This is a genomic window from Roseateles chitinivorans (assembly GCF_050632235.1).
GTDB lineage: Bacteria > Pseudomonadota > Gammaproteobacteria > Burkholderiales > Burkholderiaceae_C > Roseateles > Roseateles chitinivorans_A.
Genome location: NZ_CP192584.1, coordinates 5,480,166 through 5,498,114, shown reverse-complemented (window position 1 = coordinate 5,498,114; position 17,949 = coordinate 5,480,166). Strand labels below are relative to the sequence as shown.

Genomic DNA, 17,949 nt, shown 5'->3' with positions numbered 1-17,949 from the left:
GCGATCCCTCGGATCGCGGCCGGAGGCCTAGCATGACGGCCCCTTCACGCCGGTGCGAGCGTTCATGCGAGTCTTGCTTGTCGAGGATGACCTCCCCCTGTCCCAGGCCCTGCGCACCGCGCTGGAGCGCCATGGTCTGGTCATCGACGCCGTCCATTCCCTCGCGACGGCGGACAGCGCCCTGCGCCTGGGCGTGCACGACGCCTTGCTGCTGGACCGGGCGTTGCCCGATGGCGACGGGGTCGACTTCATCGCCGCCGCGAGGGCGATCACGCCGGGGCTGCCCATCATCCTGCTGACCGCGCGCGGGGAAGTGCTCGACCGGGTCGAGGGACTGAACGTCGGCGCGGACGACTATGTCGTCAAGCCGGTGGCCGTCGACGAACTGCTGGCCCGGCTGCGCGCCGTCGCGCGACGTCCGGCGACGCCGGCCTTGACCCAGGCCACGATCGGGCGGCTGAGCTTCGACTTCAACACGCAGGAAGTGCGCGTGGCGGGCGGCGAGCCGCTCCGGCTGCAGCGTCGCCAGCTGCTGATCCTGGAGGCGCTCATCTACCGCCAGGGGCGCACCGTGCGCCGCGAGGCGCTGCGTGAAGCCGTCTACGGCATCGACGATGACATCCAGTCCAACGCCCTGGACGCGCACATCTCCAAGATGCGCAAGGCGTTGGAGGAAGCCCGGGCCGACGTGGAGATCGCCGTGGTGCGCGGCGTGGGCTACCTGCTGCGGGCGCTGGGATGAAAAGGCTGTTCCGCAAGGGCCCATCCCTGACGATCCGGCTGCTGGTCTCGCTGGCCATCACGCAGTGTCTGGCGATGGTGCTGGGTGCGACGGGGCTGGTCTTCCTGATCACCGACAGGACCGCCGGCTTCGTGAACAAGATGATCGCCGACGATCTGGCCGCATCGATCGCCGTCGGCGCCGAGGGGCCGGTGGTCACCGACCGCGCCAAGGTCGCGGCCCTCGTCGCCGAGAACCCCAAGCTGTGGTGGATCGTCCGGGACGATGCGGGACGGAGCCTGTCCCATGGTGCGCCGCCGCCCGAGCTGGGGAGCCTGGTGACGGCGATGCGGGCCTTCGACCCCGCGGAGCTGACGGCCGGTCCCGCGCGGCCCGAGCTGTCGATGCGCGTCGAGACCCTCGACATCGGCGGCAGGCGCGTGCTGCTGATGGCCGGCGGCGGCGCGCCCGCGACGTTCCAGCGCACGACGGGGCTGCTCGCGCTGTTCTTCACCTCGTGGTTCGCGCTGCCCTTGATCGCGCTGTCCGCCGTCGCGATCCCCTGGTCCATCTGGCGGGCCACGCGGGGGCTGCACGAGGTCGTGCGCCAGGCGGCGTCGCTGGAACTCACCGATCACACGGCGCATCTGGCCGAGGACACCGTGCCGCGCGAGATCCGGCCGCTGATCCGCGCGTTCAACGAGGCGCTCGACCGGATCAAGGTCGAGCATCAGGCGCGAGGGCGTTTCCTGCGCGACGCCGCGCATGAGATCCGCATCCCGATCGCCGTGCTGATGGCCCGGGTGGAAGGCATGCCGCCGCATCCGATCAAGACGACGCTGCTGACCGACCTGAGCCGTCTGACGACGCTGGCGGAGCAGTTGCTGGACCTGCAGCGCCTGCGCGGAGAGACGCCGGACACGACCGCGGTGGACCTGTGCGAGGTGGCGCGCGAGGTGGTGTCCGACATGGCGCCGCTGGCGCTGACGCGTGGCAATGACCTGGTGCTGGAAGCGCCCGGGCGCGCCGTCTGCGTGAAAGGCCAGGCCGCGTCCCTGACGAGGGCGCTGACCAACCTGGTCCAGAACGCCCTCGTTCACGGCGGCAGCCCGGGCACCGTCGTCGTGACCGTCCGCAGCGACGGGCGTCACGGCTTCATGGAGGTGTCCGACGAGGGCGACGGGGTGGCCGCCGCGGAGCGCGGAGAGATCTTCCGCCCCTTCGTCCGCGGCGACGCCAGCGCCCCGGGCCACGGGCTGGGCCTGCATCTGGTGGAGGAGATCGTCACCTGGCACGGCGGGCGCGTCGTGGTGGGCCAGAGCCCGGCCGGTGGGGCGTCCTTCGTGGTCCAGCTGGAGCTGCAGGCCGGGGCCGCATGACCTGCCCCACATAGCCTGCCCCACATGACCTGCCCCATACGGCCCGGTCCCGCAGGACCCGGGTCGCTCAGAACCTCAGCTTCACGGCGATCGACGTGCCCGAGATCCGCAGGTTAAGGAAAGTGCCGACGTCGTCGCGGTGCTTCATCTTGAAGTCGCTGAAGTTGTACGCCGCGGTCACGCCCACGTTCTGGAGCGGGAACCACTCGGCGCCGATGGCGGCATTCAGGATGCTGTCCCGACGGCCCCCCGTGTTCCTCCAGGCGCCCGAGGCGTCGGCGAAGAGGCGGGCGTCCGGCCCGAACGCATAGCGCAGACCTACTTCCCCGAACGGTGCCAGCTTTCCCTGGCTGCCCTGGACGTCCAGCGAGGTGCCGCTGCCGTCCTGCGCATTGAACGTGGCGCGCGTCCGCGTGCTCGCCTTGTAGTAGCTCGCGCCGGCGCCGACGCCCATGGCCACGTCACCCGATCCGAACCACCAGCGGTAGGACGCCTTGCCGAATTCCAGCTTCGAGCTCAGCGCGCCATCGGCGTCGAAGCCGGTGAACCGGTCCGAACGACCATAGCGGTAGTAGTCGAAGGACAGCCCCTGCCGTTCGAACAGTCGGAGGTCGAGCTGGAGGCGCGGCAGATTGACACTGTTGCCGGAGAAGGACGAGATGCTCGCCTTGCCATCGGACGATGCACCGCGTGCGCTGAGCGTGGGGCGCATGTGATAGACCCCCGCGGCCAGGCTGATGCGGTCGACGGCGTTGAACTCCTGGGCGTGCGCGGGGCCTGTCAATGCGGGAGCGAGTGCGAGTGCGGGGGCGATTACGGGGGCGAGGGCGTGGGCGAGCATCCCTGCGGATCGTGGGAATCGATCGGTTCGCTTCATCGTGTGTCCGAGGCAGTGGAAAAGCCGCGCAGGCTATCGACGCGACATTGCGTCAACGTTGCCTCGCGCGGGATGCCCCCGGCCCGGGGTTCGACATCGATCCGGATGCGGCGCAGGCAATGTTGGGACAACCTGCGCGCCGTAGATTGGCAGGCCCCGCGCTAGAGCGCTTCCAGCAATTGCACCCCGGGCGGCCAGAGGCTGAGTTCGCAGACGACCTGATCGTCTTCCTGCGTGAGCCCGAGCAGCGCGCTGCGGCGCGGCAGCAGCGCGCGCACCAGGCCCAGGCCCGACACGCCGCCGCGCACCTGCGCGAGGTCGAAGCCCGCCGGCAACTGCCCCTGGTTGATGATGCGCAGCACCACCTGCTCGGGGTCGAAGCGCAGTTCGCAGCGCACCGGCGTCTCGCCGCCGTGCTTCACCGCATTGGTGAACAGCTCGTTGAGTGTCAGCGCGATCGGGATCGCCTCGGCTTCCGGCAGGCCCCAGCGGTGCGACTGCTCGGCCATCGTGCCGTCGATGTCGACCAGGATCTCGCGCCCGAACATGCGCTGCACCGAACCCATGACCGCCTCGACCACCTTGCGCAGCCGCAGCGGCCCCGACATGCCCACCTGCAGCCCGTAGACCTGCGCGATCGCCTGGACCTGGCCGACGGCCTCGTTGATCACCGTGCGCACCTCCGGCCGTCGCGCCGCGATCTGCTGCAACAGCCCGGCCACGCCCTGGAGGTTGTTCTTGATGCGGTGGTGGACCTCGCGCACCAGCAGCTCGCGCTGCGCGATCGCCGCTTCCAGCCGCGCGGCTTCCTGCGCGCGCTGCTGCGTGACGTCGGTGGCGACGAGCAGCAGCTGTTCCGGCTCCAGTTCGCCGCTGGCGTCGTTGACGCCCGCCAGATGCAGCAGCCGGGCGTCCCAGATCCGCGCCTGTCCTCTCACCGTCAGCCGGTACTCGCGCTGCAGCACCTCGCTGCTCTGCAGCGCGAACTCCATGTCCGAGCGGATCGTCTCCGCCTCGTCGCCGCTGCCGAAGAGCGCCTCCAGGCTCGCGCCGAGAAGCTCTTCCTCCGGCCGGCCGGCCAGCGCCGCGGCGGCCTGGTTGATCTGCCGGACCTGCAGCGTGCGCGCGTCGTGCAGGCTGATGGCGATGGGGGCGGCCTCGATGATCCGGTGCAGCGAGGCCTGCGCCTGCTGGCTCTGCGCCTCGGCCTGGCGGCGGCGTTCGATGTCGAGCAGCGCATAGGTCAGCTGGCGCGAGCTGTCCGGCCCCACCGTCGCCACCGCGTTGCCCACGACCCAGAACTCCCGTCCGTCGCGGGCGACGACGCGGCATTCGAAGGTCTCGGCCTGGCCCTCGGGCAGGTCGTCCAGGTAATGCGTCTGGCGGAACGGGTGGTCCGGCGACTCGGTCGCGACACTGCTGATGGGCTGACCGGCGAATTCAGGCAGGTCCCCGCCGAACATCCGTCGCGCCGAGCGGTTCATCCATTCGATGCCCTGCCGGCCCACCGTCACGATGCCGACCAGCACCGAATCGAGCACCGCGCGTTCACGCTCGGTCTGCAGGTTCAGCGAATGCTGCAGCAGCTCGTTGCGCTCCTGCGCCTGATGGTGGTCGGTGATGTCGACGGTCAGCACCGAGGTCGTCTTCTGGCCCGAGGCCAGCTGGCCGATCTCGACCCGCGTCATCAGCCAGCGCAGGCCATGCTCGGGATGGCGGACCGCGTAACGCGCGACCGTCGACGTCGCCTGCTTCAGCGCCTGCTGGAGCTTCTCGTATTCGGCGCGAGACTCGGGCTCGACCATGTCGCGGTTGACGCCTTGCAGCGCCGGCGCGGGGCGCATGCCGTCGTCGCCGGGGATGGGCGGAGGTGCCGGCACGCCGGTGCCCGGTCGAGACCAGCCGGCTTCCGCCTGGAAGGTCGCCAGCCCCACGCCGGCCGTGTCCATCAGCGTCTGCAACTGCTGCTGCGCGAGTTCCAGGTCCTGCTCCGCGCTGCGGTCCTCCAGCATCACCAGCGTGCGCGGCCGGGACCACGGGCCGCTCAGCCGGCGCGCGCGCACGCGGATCCAGCGCCGGCGGTCGCCCGGCGGGGCGAGCAGCGCGTTGCGGTGCGTTTCCTGGCCCGACTCGGGCGCCTTCGCATGCAGCAGGTCGCGCCACTCGGGCGGCAACTCGTGCAGGCTGATGGGCATCTGCGGGCTCAGCCGCCGGCACAGCGCCGCGAACGCGCCGTTGAAGCGCAGCAGCAGGCCCTGGTCGTCGTGCATCAGCGCAGGCAGCGGACTGAGGTCGAGCCACTGGTCGATCTCCGACTGCATCCGGTCCGCGCGTTCCCGGGCAGCGAGTTCGGTGCTGTGGTCCTGCAGCAGGGCCAGGCCCAGCCCACCCTCCAGCGGATGCACCCAGGCCTGCAGCAGGTGGTCGCGGCCCTGGTCGTCGACCAGGCGCAACTCCTGCGCCTTGCCGCTGGGCAGCAGGCGCTCACCTTTGAGCGAGATCCCGCCCATCAGCCCCTGCAGCCGCGCATTGGTCAGCAAGACCTGGCCCTTGGCGTCCAGCACGAAAGCCGGCCAGGGGCCTTCCCACAATCCAGCCAGCAGGTCGGCCAGCGCCAGTCCACGCGCCGTCAGCAGCGCGCGCAAGGCGTCGAGGTCAGGGGAGGCGAGCGGGAGTTGGGCGGACACGCGCCGAGTTTATGCCGGGTGAGGGCGCCGACCTGCGACGGTCGGTGCGTTGGCCGCCAGGTCGCAGGGCCTTGGCCGCAAGGGCCAAAACCCCGCGACCTGCCGTCCCCCATCGCCGTCCTACTTCTGCGGTTCTGCTACCGAGGACTGCAATGGAAAAAGGCCTCGCGGCGGTGCCGCGAGGCCTCTCGTTGCTGTGGGCCGAAGGCCCGCATCACTCGAGTTGCGCGGCCTTGTTCAGCGCGCGCAGGACGGCGCCGTTCACTTCGTCCGGGCCCAGCATCAGCGTGTCGAGCGCGGCACGGACGTCGAAGACCGATTCGTTCTCGATGGCCTGCACCAGGTCCAGGTAACCCTTGTACGGGCCGGTCTGGTCGACCAGCGCCTGGCGCACGCGTTCGGGCACCGGGATGGACTGCAGCAGCTTTTCGAAGGGCTGCTTCAGCATGTGGTCCAGCAGCGAGAACAGGCCGCAGATGAACATCTCGTCGCGGACTTCGGAGTCCGTCATGCTCTTGGCCAGCTCTTCCATCACCAGGCCGCGGCGCAGCGCGCCGAACATGACCGGGCGCATCGCGTGGTCCTTGCTGGCCGTGGCCAGCAGCAGCGCCAGCCAGCGGCGCAGGCGGGCGTAACCCAGCAGCATGATGGCGTGACGGAAGGAGGACACCTCGACCGACAGGCCGAAGGCCGCGGAATTCATGTAACGCAGCAGCTTGAAGGCCAGGCTGGGGTCGCGCTTGAGCGTCTGCTCCAGGCGCTCGACGTCCTCGCCCTGGTCGACGCGCGACATCAGTTCGACGATGACCTGCAGGTCTGCCTGCGCGTCGTTGCGGGCCGCCGGGGCGGCGGGCGCCTCGAACTCGCCGTGCACGGTCCAGCCCAGCACGCCGGCCGCGCCGGCATCCAGCGCCTGCTTGAAGTCGCCGCCGTTGCGGGCGCCGGAGACCAGCACCGACTTGCCGGCGGGCAGCGGGCCGCCGCTGAGCTCCTGCAGGTCCAGCACGATCTGCTTGAAGCCGGCCGCGTCGGAGCGGCCCTTCAGCAGCGCGCCGCGCGCCTGCGCCTGGGCGGCGAGGTCCGCGTCGGACAGCAGGAAGGCGGGGACTTCGATCTTGAAGTTGCCCGGCAGCGCGGCGGCGAGCAAGCCCTTGAGCAGGCCTTCATGCGCCACGTTCAGCAGCACGGGTTTGGTCGGGAAGGCCTCGGCGAGCGCGGCCAGCAGCTCGCCGGCGTCGGGCGTGCCCTCGGGGCGAAGCGCGAACACCGTGACGCGGGTGGCCTCGATGTCGAGGGACTTGGAAACCAGGGGCGCGTACCCCAGGGCCACTTGGCCCAGCACGGCGTGTGTCGAGTTCATGCAGATCGGCGCATCAGGTGTTGATGTACTGGAACAGCGACATGCGCTGCACCATCGAGTAGGTCTTCAGCGCCGCATCGTAGCCCGTCTGCTGATTCTGGAAGTCGGAAATGCCCTGGGTCATGTCCAGATCCTCTGCGGCAGATTGCTCAGCCTTGTTGTAAACCTTGAGCGTCTGCAGGCGGGACTCCGAACCGTCGAGGTTGTTCATCTGCTCGCCCACCTGGCTGCGCACGTTGGCGAGGTTGCCCATCACCGCGTCCAGGTCGCGCAGGTTCATCAGGTTGTTCTGCGTGATCTCGGGGCCGGTGCGGCCGCTGACCTTGAGGGATTCGATGGTGCGGTCCAGGACTTCGAAGAGCTTGAGGTCGGCCGTCGACGGCTTGACGCTGAAGGTGTCGCCGTCGGACGGCGCGCCGGCGAGCGTCATCGCCATGCCGTCGAACTTGACGGTCTGTCCTGCGGCGTAGTTGTCGCTGGCGACCGGCACGTGGCCCTGGGACTCGTTGAAGACGGTGTAGGTCTGGGAGGGGGCCGTGCCGCTGACGACGATGCTGTAGCTGTCGCCCGTGATCAGCGCCGGGTCGGTGACGCGGCCGGAGTCGATGTAGCCGGTCGAGGCCTTGCCGGTCAGGGCGTTGGGCGCGGGACCGGTCTCGAAGGTGCCGTTGCCGCTGCGCGCCTGCTCCCAGGCCTGGCGGCCGTCGACGCTGAGCGGGTAGTTCTCGAGGTTGCCGGTCGTAACGCTGCCCGAGACGCCCTCGAAGCCGACGCCGCCGCCGGTGCGGTTGCCCGACGCGTCGCGCTGCACCGGGTTGTCGAGGAAGGGCGTGCCGGAGGTGCCCTGGCCGGAGAACAGGTAGCCGCCCGCGCCGTCGGTGCGGTTGGCGATGGACAGCAGCTGGTCGCGCAGGCCCTGGACCTTGTTGGCCAGGCCCTGGCGTTCCGGATCGCTGTAGCTGGCGTTGCCGGCGGCGACCAGCGCCTCGCGGATCTGCTGCATCAGTTCGTTGGCGTCGCCCAGCGCGCTTTCGGCCAGCGTCATGCTGTTGCGGCTGGCGTCCAGCGCGCGCTGGCTGGCGTCGACCTGTCCGATCGAGGTGCGCGCGCGCTCGGCGCGGGCCGCGCCGGTCGGGTCGTCGCTGGCCTTCTCGACGCGCTTGCCGCTGGTCAGGCGCTGCTGCGCTTCCTGCATCTCCTGCTGGCGGCGCTGCAAGGTCGCGATGCTGGAGTCGAACATGTTGTTGGTCGAGAGTCGCATGGCTGCGTCCTTCAGGGTTCAGTCGATCGGGCCGCGTCAGCGGCCGACCACGCTCAGCAATTGATCGAACAGGCTCTGCGCGGCCTGCAGCATCTTGGCGGCCGCCTGGTAGCCCTGCTGGAACTGCATCAGCTTGGCGGCCTCCTCGTCGAGGTTGACGCCGGCCTGGCTGGAGCGGGTCTGCTCGGTGTCCGAGGCCACGGTCGTGGAGACCTGCGCCAGGTAGTCCGCGCCCTGCACGCGCGAGCCGATGTCGGCCATCGCGGCGGCGTAGGCCTCGTTGACGGTCTGGCCGCGCGACAAGGTGCCGTCGACCTGCAGCTGCTTGCCCAGGAAGGGCTCCTTCTGCATCGCGAGGAAGGCCTTGGCGTTGCCGTTGTTGGTGGACACCACCTGGTCCGACACCTGCATGGCGATCTTGTCGCCCTCGCGCGGCACGCCGTTGATGCTCAGCTCGAAGCCGAGGTCCACGCCGTTGGCCGGGTCGTTGCCGATCTTGCCGCCGGCCTTCCAGGTGCCGCTGACCTGCGTGTTGTCCGACAGCGTGATCGTGTAGTTGATGCTGTTGTCGGCGTTGACGGTGCCGAATTCGACGGTCGCGGGCTGCTTGCTCTTGTCGAACTTGTCGTTGATCGCGTAGAGCGTGTCGACGGTCGCCGTGCCCTTGTTGTTGACGTTGGTCGTGCCGATGATCGGCGACGCCGCCGCCAGGCCCGCCGGATCGTCCAGCGCGCGCTTGAAGCTGCCGGCCGCGTTGGCCACCGGTTCCAGCAGGAAGCTGTCGCCCTGCTGCATGGTGCCGGTCGTCGACAGGCTGATGCCGTAGGCCGCCTTGATCTGGTCGTTGTTCATGATCGTCGGCTGGCCGCCCGGGCGCACCGCGATCTGGTAGCTGTCGGGCGTGCCGGTCGGATCGGGCGTGACCGTGAAGGACAGCGCCGGGACCAGCGAACCGTCGGTGACGGTCGCGCTGAGCTTGGCGTCGCCGCGGTTGGTGGCCGCCGGCAGCACGGTCGGATTGGCGATCGTGAACAGCGGACCGCCGGCCTGCGCCTTCAGGTCGATGCCGAGCTTCTGCTGCTCGTTCACGCGCGTCGAGATCGCGGTCGCCATCTGGCCGAGCAGGTTGCGGGCGTCCTGCAGGTGGGTGTTCTGGTAGCGCAGCATCGCCGTCAGCGTGCCGCCGGTCAGCGTGCTGTCGTCCAGCGCGCGGGTGCCGCTGGTATCGGTGATGGAGAGCTGCGCGCGCGCGCCGTCGTACGGATCGGGCGTGACCGAGAGCTGCTGCGCCTGGCCGCCGAGCACCAGCACCTGGCCGCCGCCGATGAAGACGCCGGTCGTGCCGTCGCGGGCGTTGGGGACGGTGCTGACCTGCACGTACTGGCTGAGCTGCGAGATCAGCTGGTCGCGCTTGTCGAGCAGGTCGTTCGGGGTGTGGCTGGTGCCGGCCGAGCGGGCGATCTGGTCGTTGGCCGCGGCGATCTGCTTGGCGAGTTCGTTGACCTGCTTGACGTCGGCGTTCATGTCGCTGACGACGCCCGACTGCAGGTCGGCGAGCTGCTGGCCGGCGCTCTGGAAGCGCGCGGCCAGCGCCTGGGCCTTGCCCAGCACGACCTGGCGCGCCGACGGATCGTTCGGACGGCTGGCCACGTCGACCAGCGCGTTCAGGAAGTCGTTGGCGGACTGGCCGATGCTGTCGTCGCCGGTGGGGAAGAGCTTCTCCAGCTGCGCCAGCTGGGACTGCATGGTCGTGTCGGCGAAGGCCTGCGACTTGGCGGCCGCGGCCTCGCGGGTCAGGAACTCGTTGTGCGAGCGGGTCACCGTCTGCACGTTGACGCCCTTGCCGAAGTAGCCCGCGCCGGTGAACTGGCCCTCGGGCGTGGTCAGCACCACTTCCTGGCGGGAGTAGCCCTGCGTGTTCGCGTTGGCGATGTTCTGGCCGATCGTCTGCAGCGCCGCCTGGTTGGCGAACATGGCGCGCATGCCGAGCGAGAGCAGCGGAGAGGTACTCATGTCGGTGTCCTCGGTCTTCCCTGGGCGTTCTAGGCGTTCAGGACGTGCTCAGCGGCGCGCGATCAGGCCAGCGCGCGCTGCACGCGCATCGTGGTGTTGATCGTGCGCGCGAGCTTGGTCGCGTACTCGGGGTCGGTGGCGTAGCCGGCCTTCTGCAGGCCCTTGGCGAAGCCCTCGGCGCTGCCGGTGTTGGCCTTGGCGACGACGTCGCGGTAGCGGTCGTTGTTGCCGATCAGCTTGGCGTAGTCCTTGAAGGCCTCTTCATGGCTGGCGTACGCGCGGAACTTGGCCGTCACCTTGACGGCCTTGCCGTCGATGTATTCGGTGGTCTGCACCTCGGCGACCTTGCCGGTCCAGTTGGCGCCGGCCTTGATGCCGAAGATGTTGTTGCTGCTGGTGCCGTCCTTGTTCAGGATCTCGCGCTTGCCCCAGCCGGACTCGTGCGCGGCCTGCGCGATCATGAAGCTCGCCGGGATGCCGGTCGCCGCCTGCGCCGACTTGGCGGCGGCGTCGTGCTTGAGGATGAACTCCTGCACGTGCGGCTGCACGTTCTTGACGGCCAGCGCCGGCAGTTGCGGGACCTTGGTCGCGTCCTTGGCCGTCGGCAGTTCGCCGTCCTTGACGCCCAGCTGGCGCTGCAGGTGGCGCTCGATGGCCTGCGACAGGCCGCCGGGCAGGCCGGTCATCTTCGCGGCGTACTGCTGGTCCAGCATCTCGCCGCCCATCTGGGTCGCCGAGTTCTCCATCATCCCGCTGTTCATCGTGGCCTGGCGCATGCTCTTCATCACTTCCTGCATGAAGAGGGCCTCGAACTGGCGCGCGGTCTCCTTGACGGCGGCCTTGGGGTCGCGCGACGCGGTGCCCTTGAGCTGCTCGACGGAACGCGTGTCCGACGACAGGCCGTTCACGCCCATGCCGAGCGCATTGCTGAGGGGAGTGGAGAGGGCCATGTCAGATCACCTCGAGTTCGGCGTTCAGCGCGCCGGCGCTCTTCATCGCCTGGAGGATCGCCAGCAGGTCCTGCGGCGTGGCGCCCAGCGTGTTGAGCGCCTTGACGACGTCGTTCAGGCGCGCGCCGGCCGGCAGCTGGATCAGCGAGCCGGGGTCCTGCTTGATCGAGATGTCGGTCTTCTGCGTGACCGTGGTCTGGCCGCCAGAGAGCGCGTTGGGCTGGCTGACCTGCGGCGTGCTGGAGATGGTCACCGCCAGGTTGCCGTGCGCGACCGCGCAGGGCTGCAGCGTGACGGCCTGGTTCATGACGACCGAGCCGGTGCGGGCGTTGATGACGATGCGGGCGGCCGGGGTCTCCTGGTCGAAGCTCAGGTTCTCCATGTCGGCCAGGAAGGCGACGCGGGCGTCCGGCGCCAGCGGGGCGCGGACCTTCACGACGCGGCCGTCCAGCGCCATCGCGGTGCCTTCGCCCTTGGACTTGTTGATGGCCTTGGCGACGGCGCGCGCGGTGCCGAAGTCGGAGGCGTTCAGGTCCAGCTGCAGCCACTCGTTCTGCTGCAGCGGCGTGGGCACGCTGCGCTCAACCAGCGCGCCGCCGGGGATGCGGCCGGCGCTCAGGTGGTTGATCTGGACCTTGGAACCGCCCGCGGACGCGCCGGCGCCGCCGACGATCATGTTGCCCTGGGCGATGGCGTAGACCTGGCCGTCGGCGCCGCGCAGCGGCGTGGCGATCAGCGTGCCGCCGCGCAGGCTTTTGGCGTTGCCCATGGACGAGACGACGACGTCCAGCGGCTGGCCGGGTTGCGCGAACGGGGGAGGGAGGTGGTGATCATGACCGCCGCGACGTTGCGCGGCTGCATGGTCACGCCGGGCGGGAGCAGCACGCCGAACTGCTGCAGCATCGCCGTCATGCTCTGGCCCGTGAACGGGGCCTGCGTGGTCTGGTCGCCGGTGCCGTCCAGGCCCACCACCAGGCCGTAGCCGGTCAAGGGGTTGGAACGGACGCCCTGCACCGCGGCGACTTCCTTGATGCGCGTCGCCTCGGCCGGCGTCGCGATCGCGAGCAGGGCCATCAGCGCGAGCAGGCCGGAGGCCAGCAGGCGAGGGGAGCGGGAGAAGAAGCGGGGGAGGGTGTTGGGGTACATCTCGGTCACACGGTTGCAGACTCGTGTGACCGATTGTGGGGAAACTTAAACGGGCGAAAGGTTCAAGAAGAAGCGGGATAGCCAGCCAATTCCGTGCGCGTCGGCGACGGCGCCGCGACCGCGCTGCTCGACCCGGACGTTGGCGATCGCCGTGGAGGCGACGATGTTCCCCTGGCGGATCGACTGCGGGTCGACCTGGCCGTAGAAGCGCAGCACGTCCACGTTGGCGTTGACGCCGACCTGCTTCTCGCCCGAGATCAGCAGGTGGCCGTTGGGCAGCACGCCGGTGACGACCGCGGTGATGGTGCCGGAGAAGTCGTTGGTGTTCTCGTTCGTGCCCTTGCCGGTGCTCTTGCTCGACGAGGAACCGGCCACGTCGGCGCGGCCGGCGCCGAAGGAGTTCGCGGCGATGCCCGGGATGGCGGTCACGCCGGCGGCCAGGGCGCCGCTCTTGTCCAGTTCGCTGGTCGACTTCTGGGTCGCGCTGACCTTCTCGGTGATCGTCACGGTGACGATGTCGCCGACCAGGCGGGCGCGGTGATCCTCGAACAGCGGCCGGTAGTTCGCGTTCTGGTAGATCGCGCCGTTGTTGGCGGAAGCCGGGATGGGCTCGGGCATCTTCACGACCGGCGCGGGCTGCATGTCCACGCGCGGCTGCGGGTACATGGTCGAGCACGCGGTCAGCGCGAGGGCGGCCGGCACGACGGCCAGCAGGACGACGGCACGGGGAAGGGCGCGGGGCAGGGACGGGAACGAAGGCATGACAACTCCTAGGATCGCGGACAGGTACGAAGGCCCCCGCATCGTCGCGCGGGCGTTCAGCGCCCGATCGGTCGAAAAGCGGGGCGAGCGCCCGTCAGAGCTGCGAGAGCTTCTGGAGCATCTGGTCCGTGGTCGTGATCGCCTTCGAATTCATTTCGTAGGCGCGCTGCGTCTGGATCATCTGCACCAGTTCCTCGACGACGTTGACGTTCGAGGTTTCGACGAAGCCCTGCTGCACCGTGCCCAGGCTGTTCTGGCCCGGGGCGCCGGTCTGCGGCGTGCCGGAGGCGACGGTCTCGGCGTACAGGTTGCCGCCCAGCGATTCCAGCCCCGGCGGGTTGATGAAGTTCGCCAGCTGGAGCTGGCCCAGCGTCGTCGGCGTGGCGCTGGCGGCGGTGGTGACGCTCACCGTGCCGTCGGCGCCGATGGTCAGGGTCTTCGCGTCGGCCGGGACGATGATCCCCGGCAGCACCGTGTTGCCGTTGTTGGTGACGACCTGGCCGTTGGCGTCCAGCTGGAAGCTGCCGTCGCGGGTGTAGGCGGTGGTGCCGTCGGGCATCTGGACCTGGAAGAAGCCGTTGCCCTTGACGGCCACGTCCAGGTAGTTGGACGTCTGCGTCAGGCTGCCCTGCGAGTGGCTGCGCGAGGTCGCGACCGCGCGCGAGCCCAGGCCGACCTGCATGCCGGTGGGCAGCGTGGTCTGCTCGGTGTTGTTGGCACCCGGCTGGCGCAGCGTCTGGTACATCAGGTCTTCGAAGACCGCGTGCGACTTCTTGAAGCCGTTGGTCGAGACGTTGGCGAGGTTGTGGGAAATCACGTCCAGCTGGGTCTGCTGGGTTTCCATGCCGGTCTTGGCGGTCCAGAGCGAGCGAAGCATCGAAGTCTCCTAATCCTGTGGCGAATGCGGTTCCGTACTGCGAACTGTCGGCAGGCGGATCAGCTGTCGGACAGCAGCTTGGAGGCTGCCTGGCCGTGGGTCTGGGCGATCGAGAGCAACTTCATCTGCTGCTCGAACTGGCGGGCGGCGGCGATCATGCCGACCATGGTCTCGACCGGGCTCACGTTGGAGCCCTCGAGGGCGCCCGACTGCAGCCGGGCGGCGGGATCGGCGGGCAGCGGGTCGCCGCCGTCCGCGATGAACAGGCCGTCGTCGCGGCGGGTGAAGCGGCCGTCCTCGGTCACCAGCTTGATGCGGCCGATGTTCACGGGACGCTGGCCGTCGGCCTTCGCCACGACGGTGCCGTCGTCGCCGATCGAGATCGTCGAGTTGGGCGGCACGGTGATCGGACCGCCGTCGCCCAGCACCTGCAGGCCGTTGCGCATGCGCAGCACGCCCTCCTGGTCGACGTCCATCGAGCCGGCGCGGGTGTAGGCCTCGGTGCCGTCCAGCGCCTGCACGGCCATCCAGGACTTGCCCTTCATGGCGACGTCCAGGTTGCGGTCGGTCGTGGTGATCGGGCCGGCGGTGAGGTCGTGGCCGGTGGTCGTCTCCAGCGCGAAGGCGCGGGTGGAGGCGCCGTCGCCGCGGATCGGCACTGCGCGGAACGCCTGCAGCTCGGCCCGGAAGCCGTTGCTGTTGGCGTTGGCGAGGTTGTTGGAAAGCACGTCCTGGCGCGACATCGCCGCCTGGGCGCCGCTCATCGACAGGTAGATCATGCGGTCCATCGGTACTCCTCAGCGATCGGCAGTCAGGGGGCTCGGAACGTCGGCGGCTGCGCGGGGCTCAGCGCAGGTTGACCAGCGTCTGCAGGACCTGGTCCTGCGTCTTGATGGTCTGCGAGTTGGCCTGGTAGACGCGCTGCGCGGTCATCATGTTCACCAGCTCGGAGGTCAGGTCGACGTTGGATTCCTCCAGCGCGCCGGGGGTCAGCACGCCCAGGTTGCCGTCGCCGGGCACGCCGACGACCGGATCGCCCGACGCGTTGGTGCGCGCCCAGACGTTGCCGCCCAGCGGCTGCAGGCCTTGCGGGTTGCGGAAGTTCGCCAGCTCGACCTGGCCGGCCGGCTTGGATTCGCCGTTCGAATAGCGGGCGGTGACGATGCCGTTGTCTTCCAGCTTGATGCCGACCAGCTGACCCGGCGCGTAGCCGTTCTGGTTCAGGTCGGTCACGGCGAAGTTGGAGCCGTTCTCGGTCGCCGAACGCAGGTCGAACTTGATGCCCTGCACCGACGGGTCGGACGGATCGGCCGGCGGCGCCGGGATCGGCAGCGTCGGGGCGCCCTGCGAGTTCGTGCCGGCGGGGATCTTCAGGTTCAGGAATTCGCTCGGGCCGGGCGAGACCGGCTTGCCGCCGGTGGGCAGGAAGGTCATCTGCGTGAACGGCGTCAGCGGGTTGCCCTTGGCGGTGCCGTCGTCGGTCTCGATCGGGTTGCCCTGCGAGTCGAACTGCACGGCGCTGCCGTTGGCCGTCAGGTAGACGTTCCAGACGGTGTTGCCGTTGGCGTCGTCGTTGTTGGCGCGCTGGAAGTACATGGTCAGCGCGGTCGGCTGGCCCTTGGCGTCGTACACCGTCATCGACGTCGCGTTGTTGTACGAGGTCGGGTCGTTCAGCGTGATGCCGGTCTTGTCGATCTTGGCCGAGTTCGGGTCGGCGGGGTCGGTCAGGTCGTAGGCGGCGGTCGGGCCGGCGCGGGAGTCCAGGTTGAACTCCATCTTGATGTCGCTGGTGACCTTGGGGTCGATGCCGCCGGTGGGCAGCTTCAGGCCCTGCGCCAGGCCCGGCTGGATCACGCCGTTGGCGTCGGCGGGGTAGCCCATCAGCTTGAGCTGGTCGTTGTTGACGATGTTGCCGTCCTTGTCGACCTTGAACTGGCCGTTGCGGGTGTACACCGTCGGGCTCTTGCCGTCGGAGACCTGGAAGAAGCCCGCGCCGTTGATCGCCAGGTCCATCGGGTTCTCGGTGATCGAGATGTTGCCCTGCGTGAACTGCTGGGCCACCGTCTGGATCTGCACGCCGATGCCCACGTCGTTGGAGCCGGCGCCGTTGAGCGAGGCGGCATACATGTCGGCGAACTCGGCCCGCGACGACTTGGCGCCGTAGGTCTGGGAGTTGGCGATGTTGTTGCCGATGACTTCCAGGTTCTTGCTGGAAGCGTTCAGTCCGGAGAGGCCTTGTTGGAAGCTCATGGTCGTGTCCTTGGGCGATTCAGGCGGGAATCTGCGGGGTAAAGCTGGGGGCTGGGCTGGGCGGAAGTGCTGGGATCAGCCCAGCGACCGGACCTTGTCGTAATCGACCAGGCCGGAATTCTTGAGTTCGAGCTGCAGCGTGGCGCCGCTCGTGTTCACCGCGCGCACCGTGTCGCGGGTGAGGGTGGTCGCGGTGACCGGGGCGCTGGCGTTGGTCGCCGTGACGCGGAAGCTCAGGTTGGTGGTCTCGGTGGCCTTGGACGCATCCCAGGTGTAGGACTGCATGCCGGCCTTCATCTTGCCGAGGTCCTGCGTGGAGATCACCTCGCCGGCACCGTTGAGGATCTCCAGCTTGACGGCGTCGGCGGCGCCGCCGAGGTCGAAGCTCATCGTGGATTTCCCGTCGGCGACGCTGATCTTGTTGCCGGGGACGGTGACGTCGCGGCCGACCAGGCTGACGCTCTGCAGCGCCTGCATCTGGCCGAACTGGCTGCCCAGCGCCTGGATGCTGCTGTTGAGCGTGCTGACGCCGGTGACGGTCTGGATCTGCGCCATCTGCGTGGTGACCGCGGCGTTGTCCATCGGGTTCATCGGGTCCTGGTTCTGCAGCTGCGCGACCAGCAGTTTCAGGAAACGGTCGGAGGTTTCCTGCGCGCTCGTGCCGGTCGCGCTCGCGGCGCCCGTGTTCGAGGTGGCGCCGGTCTTCGTGTTCGTGTTCAGGGCGGTGAAGTCCATGATGGGCGTTCCGGTCGGTTATTCAGGAAGGTCGGGCGATCAGCCCTGGCCCATCTGCAGGGTCTTGAGCAGCAGCGACTTGGCGGTGCCCATGACCTCGAGGTTGTTCTGGTACGAGCGGGAGGCGGAGATCATGTTGACCATCTCCTCGACGCTGTTCACGTTGCTGTACGTCACGTAGCCGTCGGCGTCGGCCAGCTGGTGGCTGGGGTCGTGGATGCGGCGGCCGGGGGTCTGGTTCTCCTGGACGCCCACCACCTGCACGCCGACGTCGGTCTGGTCCATGCCGTTCTGGGCCAGCACGCTCTGGAACACGACCTGGCGTGCCTTGTACGCCTGGCCGTCCGGGCCGGCGACGGTGTCCGCGTTGGCCATGTTGCTGGCGACCGCGTTCAGGCGCTGGCTCTGCGCGCTGACCGCGCTGCCGCTGATGTGGAAGATGCTGAACATCGACATGACGGGCTCCTTCTTCTAGCGCGCGATCAGGAGGCGTTCGGCGACTTCATCGCGTCCAGCATCGTGCGGATCGAGCCGTTCAGGAATCGCAGCGAAGCCTCGTACTTCACCGTGTTGTCGGCGAAGCTGGCGCGCTCGCGGTCCATGTCGACGGTGTTGCTGTCCATGCTGGTCATCGCGCTCAGGCTGCTCTGCAGCGCGTTCTGGGTGCGCTGCGTCAGGGTCTGGTTGGACTCCGAAGGGTTGGCCGCCGGGGAGGTCGCCATGCGCAATGCCTTGGCGAAGTCCATGTCCTTGGACTGGTAGCCCGGGGTGTCGGCGTTGGCGATGTTGCTGGCCAGCAGACGCTGACGCTCCGCCCGCAGGGTCAGCGCCTGGGACTGGAAGCTCATCGCGTCGGTCAGTTTGTTCAGCATCACGTTTCTCCTTCGGACGACCTGTCACCCGTTTCTGTCACGTTCGAGCATTGTGTTCA

The 17,949-nt window shown here is 68.9% G+C and carries 15 protein-coding genes and 1 pseudogene; 2 read left to right on the top strand and 14 right to left on the bottom strand.

From position 1 onward, the window contains the following. The first annotated feature begins 64 nt into the window (after positions 1–64). Both ACQ859_RS25040 and ACQ859_RS25035 read left to right on the top strand, forming a co-directional pair. Positions 65–742 (top strand): response regulator, encoded by a 678-nt coding sequence (locus tag ACQ859_RS25040; RefSeq protein ID WP_431263241.1) that lies wholly within the window; start codon positions 65–67, stop codon positions 740–742. Next, positions 739–2,100, top strand: coding sequence for a sensor histidine kinase (locus tag ACQ859_RS25035; protein WP_431263240.1), 1,362 nt, complete (start codon positions 739–741; stop codon positions 2,098–2,100). Before ACQ859_RS25040 ends, ACQ859_RS25035 begins: the two co-directional genes overlap by 4 nt. Before the next feature lie 67 nt (positions 2,101–2,167). On the opposite strand, the gene ACQ859_RS25030 is transcribed toward ACQ859_RS25035, so the two are convergent. The 14 genes and pseudogenes from ACQ859_RS25030 to flgB form a co-directional block, all read right to left on the bottom strand. Continuing rightward, positions 2,168–2,941 carry a hypothetical protein gene (locus tag ACQ859_RS25030; protein WP_431263239.1) on the bottom strand — a complete coding sequence of 258 codons (774 nt, stop codon included), beginning with the start codon at positions 2,939–2,941 and terminating at the stop codon, positions 2,168–2,170. A gap of 197 nt (positions 2,942–3,138) precedes the next feature. Then, positions 3,139–5,664 carry a sensor histidine kinase gene (locus ACQ859_RS25025; RefSeq protein ID WP_431263238.1) on the bottom strand — a complete coding sequence of 842 codons (2,526 nt, stop codon included), beginning with the start codon at positions 5,662–5,664 and terminating at the stop codon, positions 3,139–3,141. 214 nt (positions 5,665–5,878) lie between these two features. Continuing rightward, on the bottom strand, positions 5,879–7,024 hold the full coding sequence (locus tag ACQ859_RS25020) for an EAL and HDOD domain-containing protein (RefSeq protein WP_431263237.1): 1,146 nt from the start codon (positions 7,022–7,024) through the stop codon (positions 5,879–5,881). 13 nt (positions 7,025–7,037) lie between these two features. Next, a complete protein-coding gene (gene flgL, locus ACQ859_RS25015; RefSeq protein WP_431263236.1) occupies positions 7,038–8,285 on the bottom strand; it encodes a flagellar hook-associated protein FlgL in 1,248 nt (415 codons plus the stop codon). A gap of 36 nt (positions 8,286–8,321) precedes the next feature. Further along, positions 8,322–10,298 carry a flagellar hook-associated protein FlgK gene (flgK, locus tag ACQ859_RS25010; protein ID WP_431263235.1) on the bottom strand — a complete coding sequence of 659 codons (1,977 nt, stop codon included), beginning with the start codon at positions 10,296–10,298 and terminating at the stop codon, positions 8,322–8,324. A gap of 62 nt (positions 10,299–10,360) precedes the next feature. Continuing rightward, a complete protein-coding gene (gene flgJ, locus ACQ859_RS25005) occupies positions 10,361–11,248 on the bottom strand; it encodes a flagellar assembly peptidoglycan hydrolase FlgJ (RefSeq protein WP_431263234.1) in 888 nt (295 codons plus the stop codon). 1 nt (position 11,249) lies between these two features. Next, positions 11,250–12,322, bottom strand: a pseudogene (locus tag ACQ859_RS25000) (flagellar basal body P-ring protein FlgI). 117 nt (positions 12,323–12,439) lie between these two features. Further along, positions 12,440–13,156 carry a flagellar basal body L-ring protein FlgH gene (locus ACQ859_RS24995; RefSeq protein WP_431263233.1) on the bottom strand — a complete coding sequence of 239 codons (717 nt, stop codon included), beginning with the start codon at positions 13,154–13,156 and terminating at the stop codon, positions 12,440–12,442. A 94-nt stretch (positions 13,157–13,250) separates the two neighbouring features. Next, on the bottom strand, positions 13,251–14,033 hold the full coding sequence (gene flgG / locus ACQ859_RS24990) for a flagellar basal-body rod protein FlgG (protein ID WP_088403440.1): 783 nt from the start codon (positions 14,031–14,033) through the stop codon (positions 13,251–13,253). A gap of 59 nt (positions 14,034–14,092) precedes the next feature. Next, a complete protein-coding gene (gene flgF, locus ACQ859_RS24985) occupies positions 14,093–14,821 on the bottom strand; it encodes a flagellar basal-body rod protein FlgF (protein ID WP_431263232.1) in 729 nt (242 codons plus the stop codon). Between the two features lie 58 nt (positions 14,822–14,879). After that, positions 14,880–16,283, bottom strand: coding sequence for a flagellar hook protein FlgE (flgE, locus tag ACQ859_RS24980; RefSeq protein ID WP_431263231.1), 1,404 nt, complete (start codon positions 16,281–16,283; stop codon positions 14,880–14,882). Between the two features lie 75 nt (positions 16,284–16,358). Further along, positions 16,359–17,018 (bottom strand): flagellar hook assembly protein FlgD, encoded by a 660-nt coding sequence (locus ACQ859_RS24975; RefSeq protein WP_431263230.1) that lies wholly within the window; start codon positions 17,016–17,018, stop codon positions 16,359–16,361. Positions 17,019–17,057: 39 nt separating this feature from the next. Next, positions 17,058–17,474, bottom strand: a complete 417-nt coding sequence (gene flgC, locus ACQ859_RS24970; RefSeq protein ID WP_297526474.1) for a flagellar basal body rod protein FlgC — start codon at positions 17,472–17,474, stop codon at positions 17,058–17,060. Positions 17,475–17,500: 26 nt separating this feature from the next. Then, complete coding sequence (gene flgB / locus ACQ859_RS24965) at positions 17,501–17,890, bottom strand: flagellar basal body rod protein FlgB (RefSeq protein ID WP_431263229.1); 390 nt, start codon at positions 17,888–17,890, stop codon at positions 17,501–17,503. Positions 17,891–17,949 lie beyond the last annotated feature (59 nt).

Excerpts from the sequence above, each read along its gene's own strand:
- flgK (WP_431263235.1), bottom strand. The coding sequence starts at position 10,298 with ATGAGTACCTCTCCGCTGCTCTCGCTCGGCATGCGCGCCATGTTCGCC.
- ACQ859_RS25035 (WP_431263240.1), top strand. The coding sequence starts at position 739 with ATGAAAAGGCTGTTCCGCAAGGGCCCATCCCTGACGATCCGGCTGCTG.
- ACQ859_RS24975 (WP_431263230.1), bottom strand. The coding sequence starts at position 17,018 with ATGGACTTCACCGCCCTGAACACGAACACGAAGACCGGCGCCACCTCG.
- ACQ859_RS25030 (WP_431263239.1), bottom strand. The coding sequence starts at position 2,941 with ATGCTCGCCCACGCCCTCGCCCCCGTAATCGCCCCCGCACTCGCACTC.
- flgG (WP_088403440.1), bottom strand. The coding sequence starts at position 14,033 with ATGCTTCGCTCGCTCTGGACCGCCAAGACCGGCATGGAAACCCAGCAG.
- flgB (WP_431263229.1), bottom strand. The coding sequence starts at position 17,890 with ATGCTGAACAAACTGACCGACGCGATGAGCTTCCAGTCCCAGGCGCTG.
- flgC (WP_297526474.1), bottom strand. The coding sequence starts at position 17,474 with ATGTCGATGTTCAGCATCTTCCACATCAGCGGCAGCGCGGTCAGCGCG.
- flgF (WP_431263232.1), bottom strand. The coding sequence starts at position 14,821 with ATGGACCGCATGATCTACCTGTCGATGAGCGGCGCCCAGGCGGCGATG.
- ACQ859_RS25020 (WP_431263237.1), bottom strand. The coding sequence starts at position 7,024 with ATGAACTCGACACACGCCGTGCTGGGCCAAGTGGCCCTGGGGTACGCG.
- ACQ859_RS24995 (WP_431263233.1), bottom strand. The coding sequence starts at position 13,156 with ATGCCTTCGTTCCCGTCCCTGCCCCGCGCCCTTCCCCGTGCCGTCGTC.
- flgJ (WP_431263234.1), bottom strand. The coding sequence starts at position 11,248 with ATGGCCCTCTCCACTCCCCTCAGCAATGCGCTCGGCATGGGCGTGAAC.
- flgE (WP_431263231.1), bottom strand. The coding sequence starts at position 16,283 with ATGAGCTTCCAACAAGGCCTCTCCGGACTGAACGCTTCCAGCAAGAAC.
- flgL (WP_431263236.1), bottom strand. The coding sequence starts at position 8,285 with ATGCGACTCTCGACCAACAACATGTTCGACTCCAGCATCGCGACCTTG.
- ACQ859_RS25040 (WP_431263241.1), top strand. The coding sequence starts at position 65 with ATGCGAGTCTTGCTTGTCGAGGATGACCTCCCCCTGTCCCAGGCCCTG.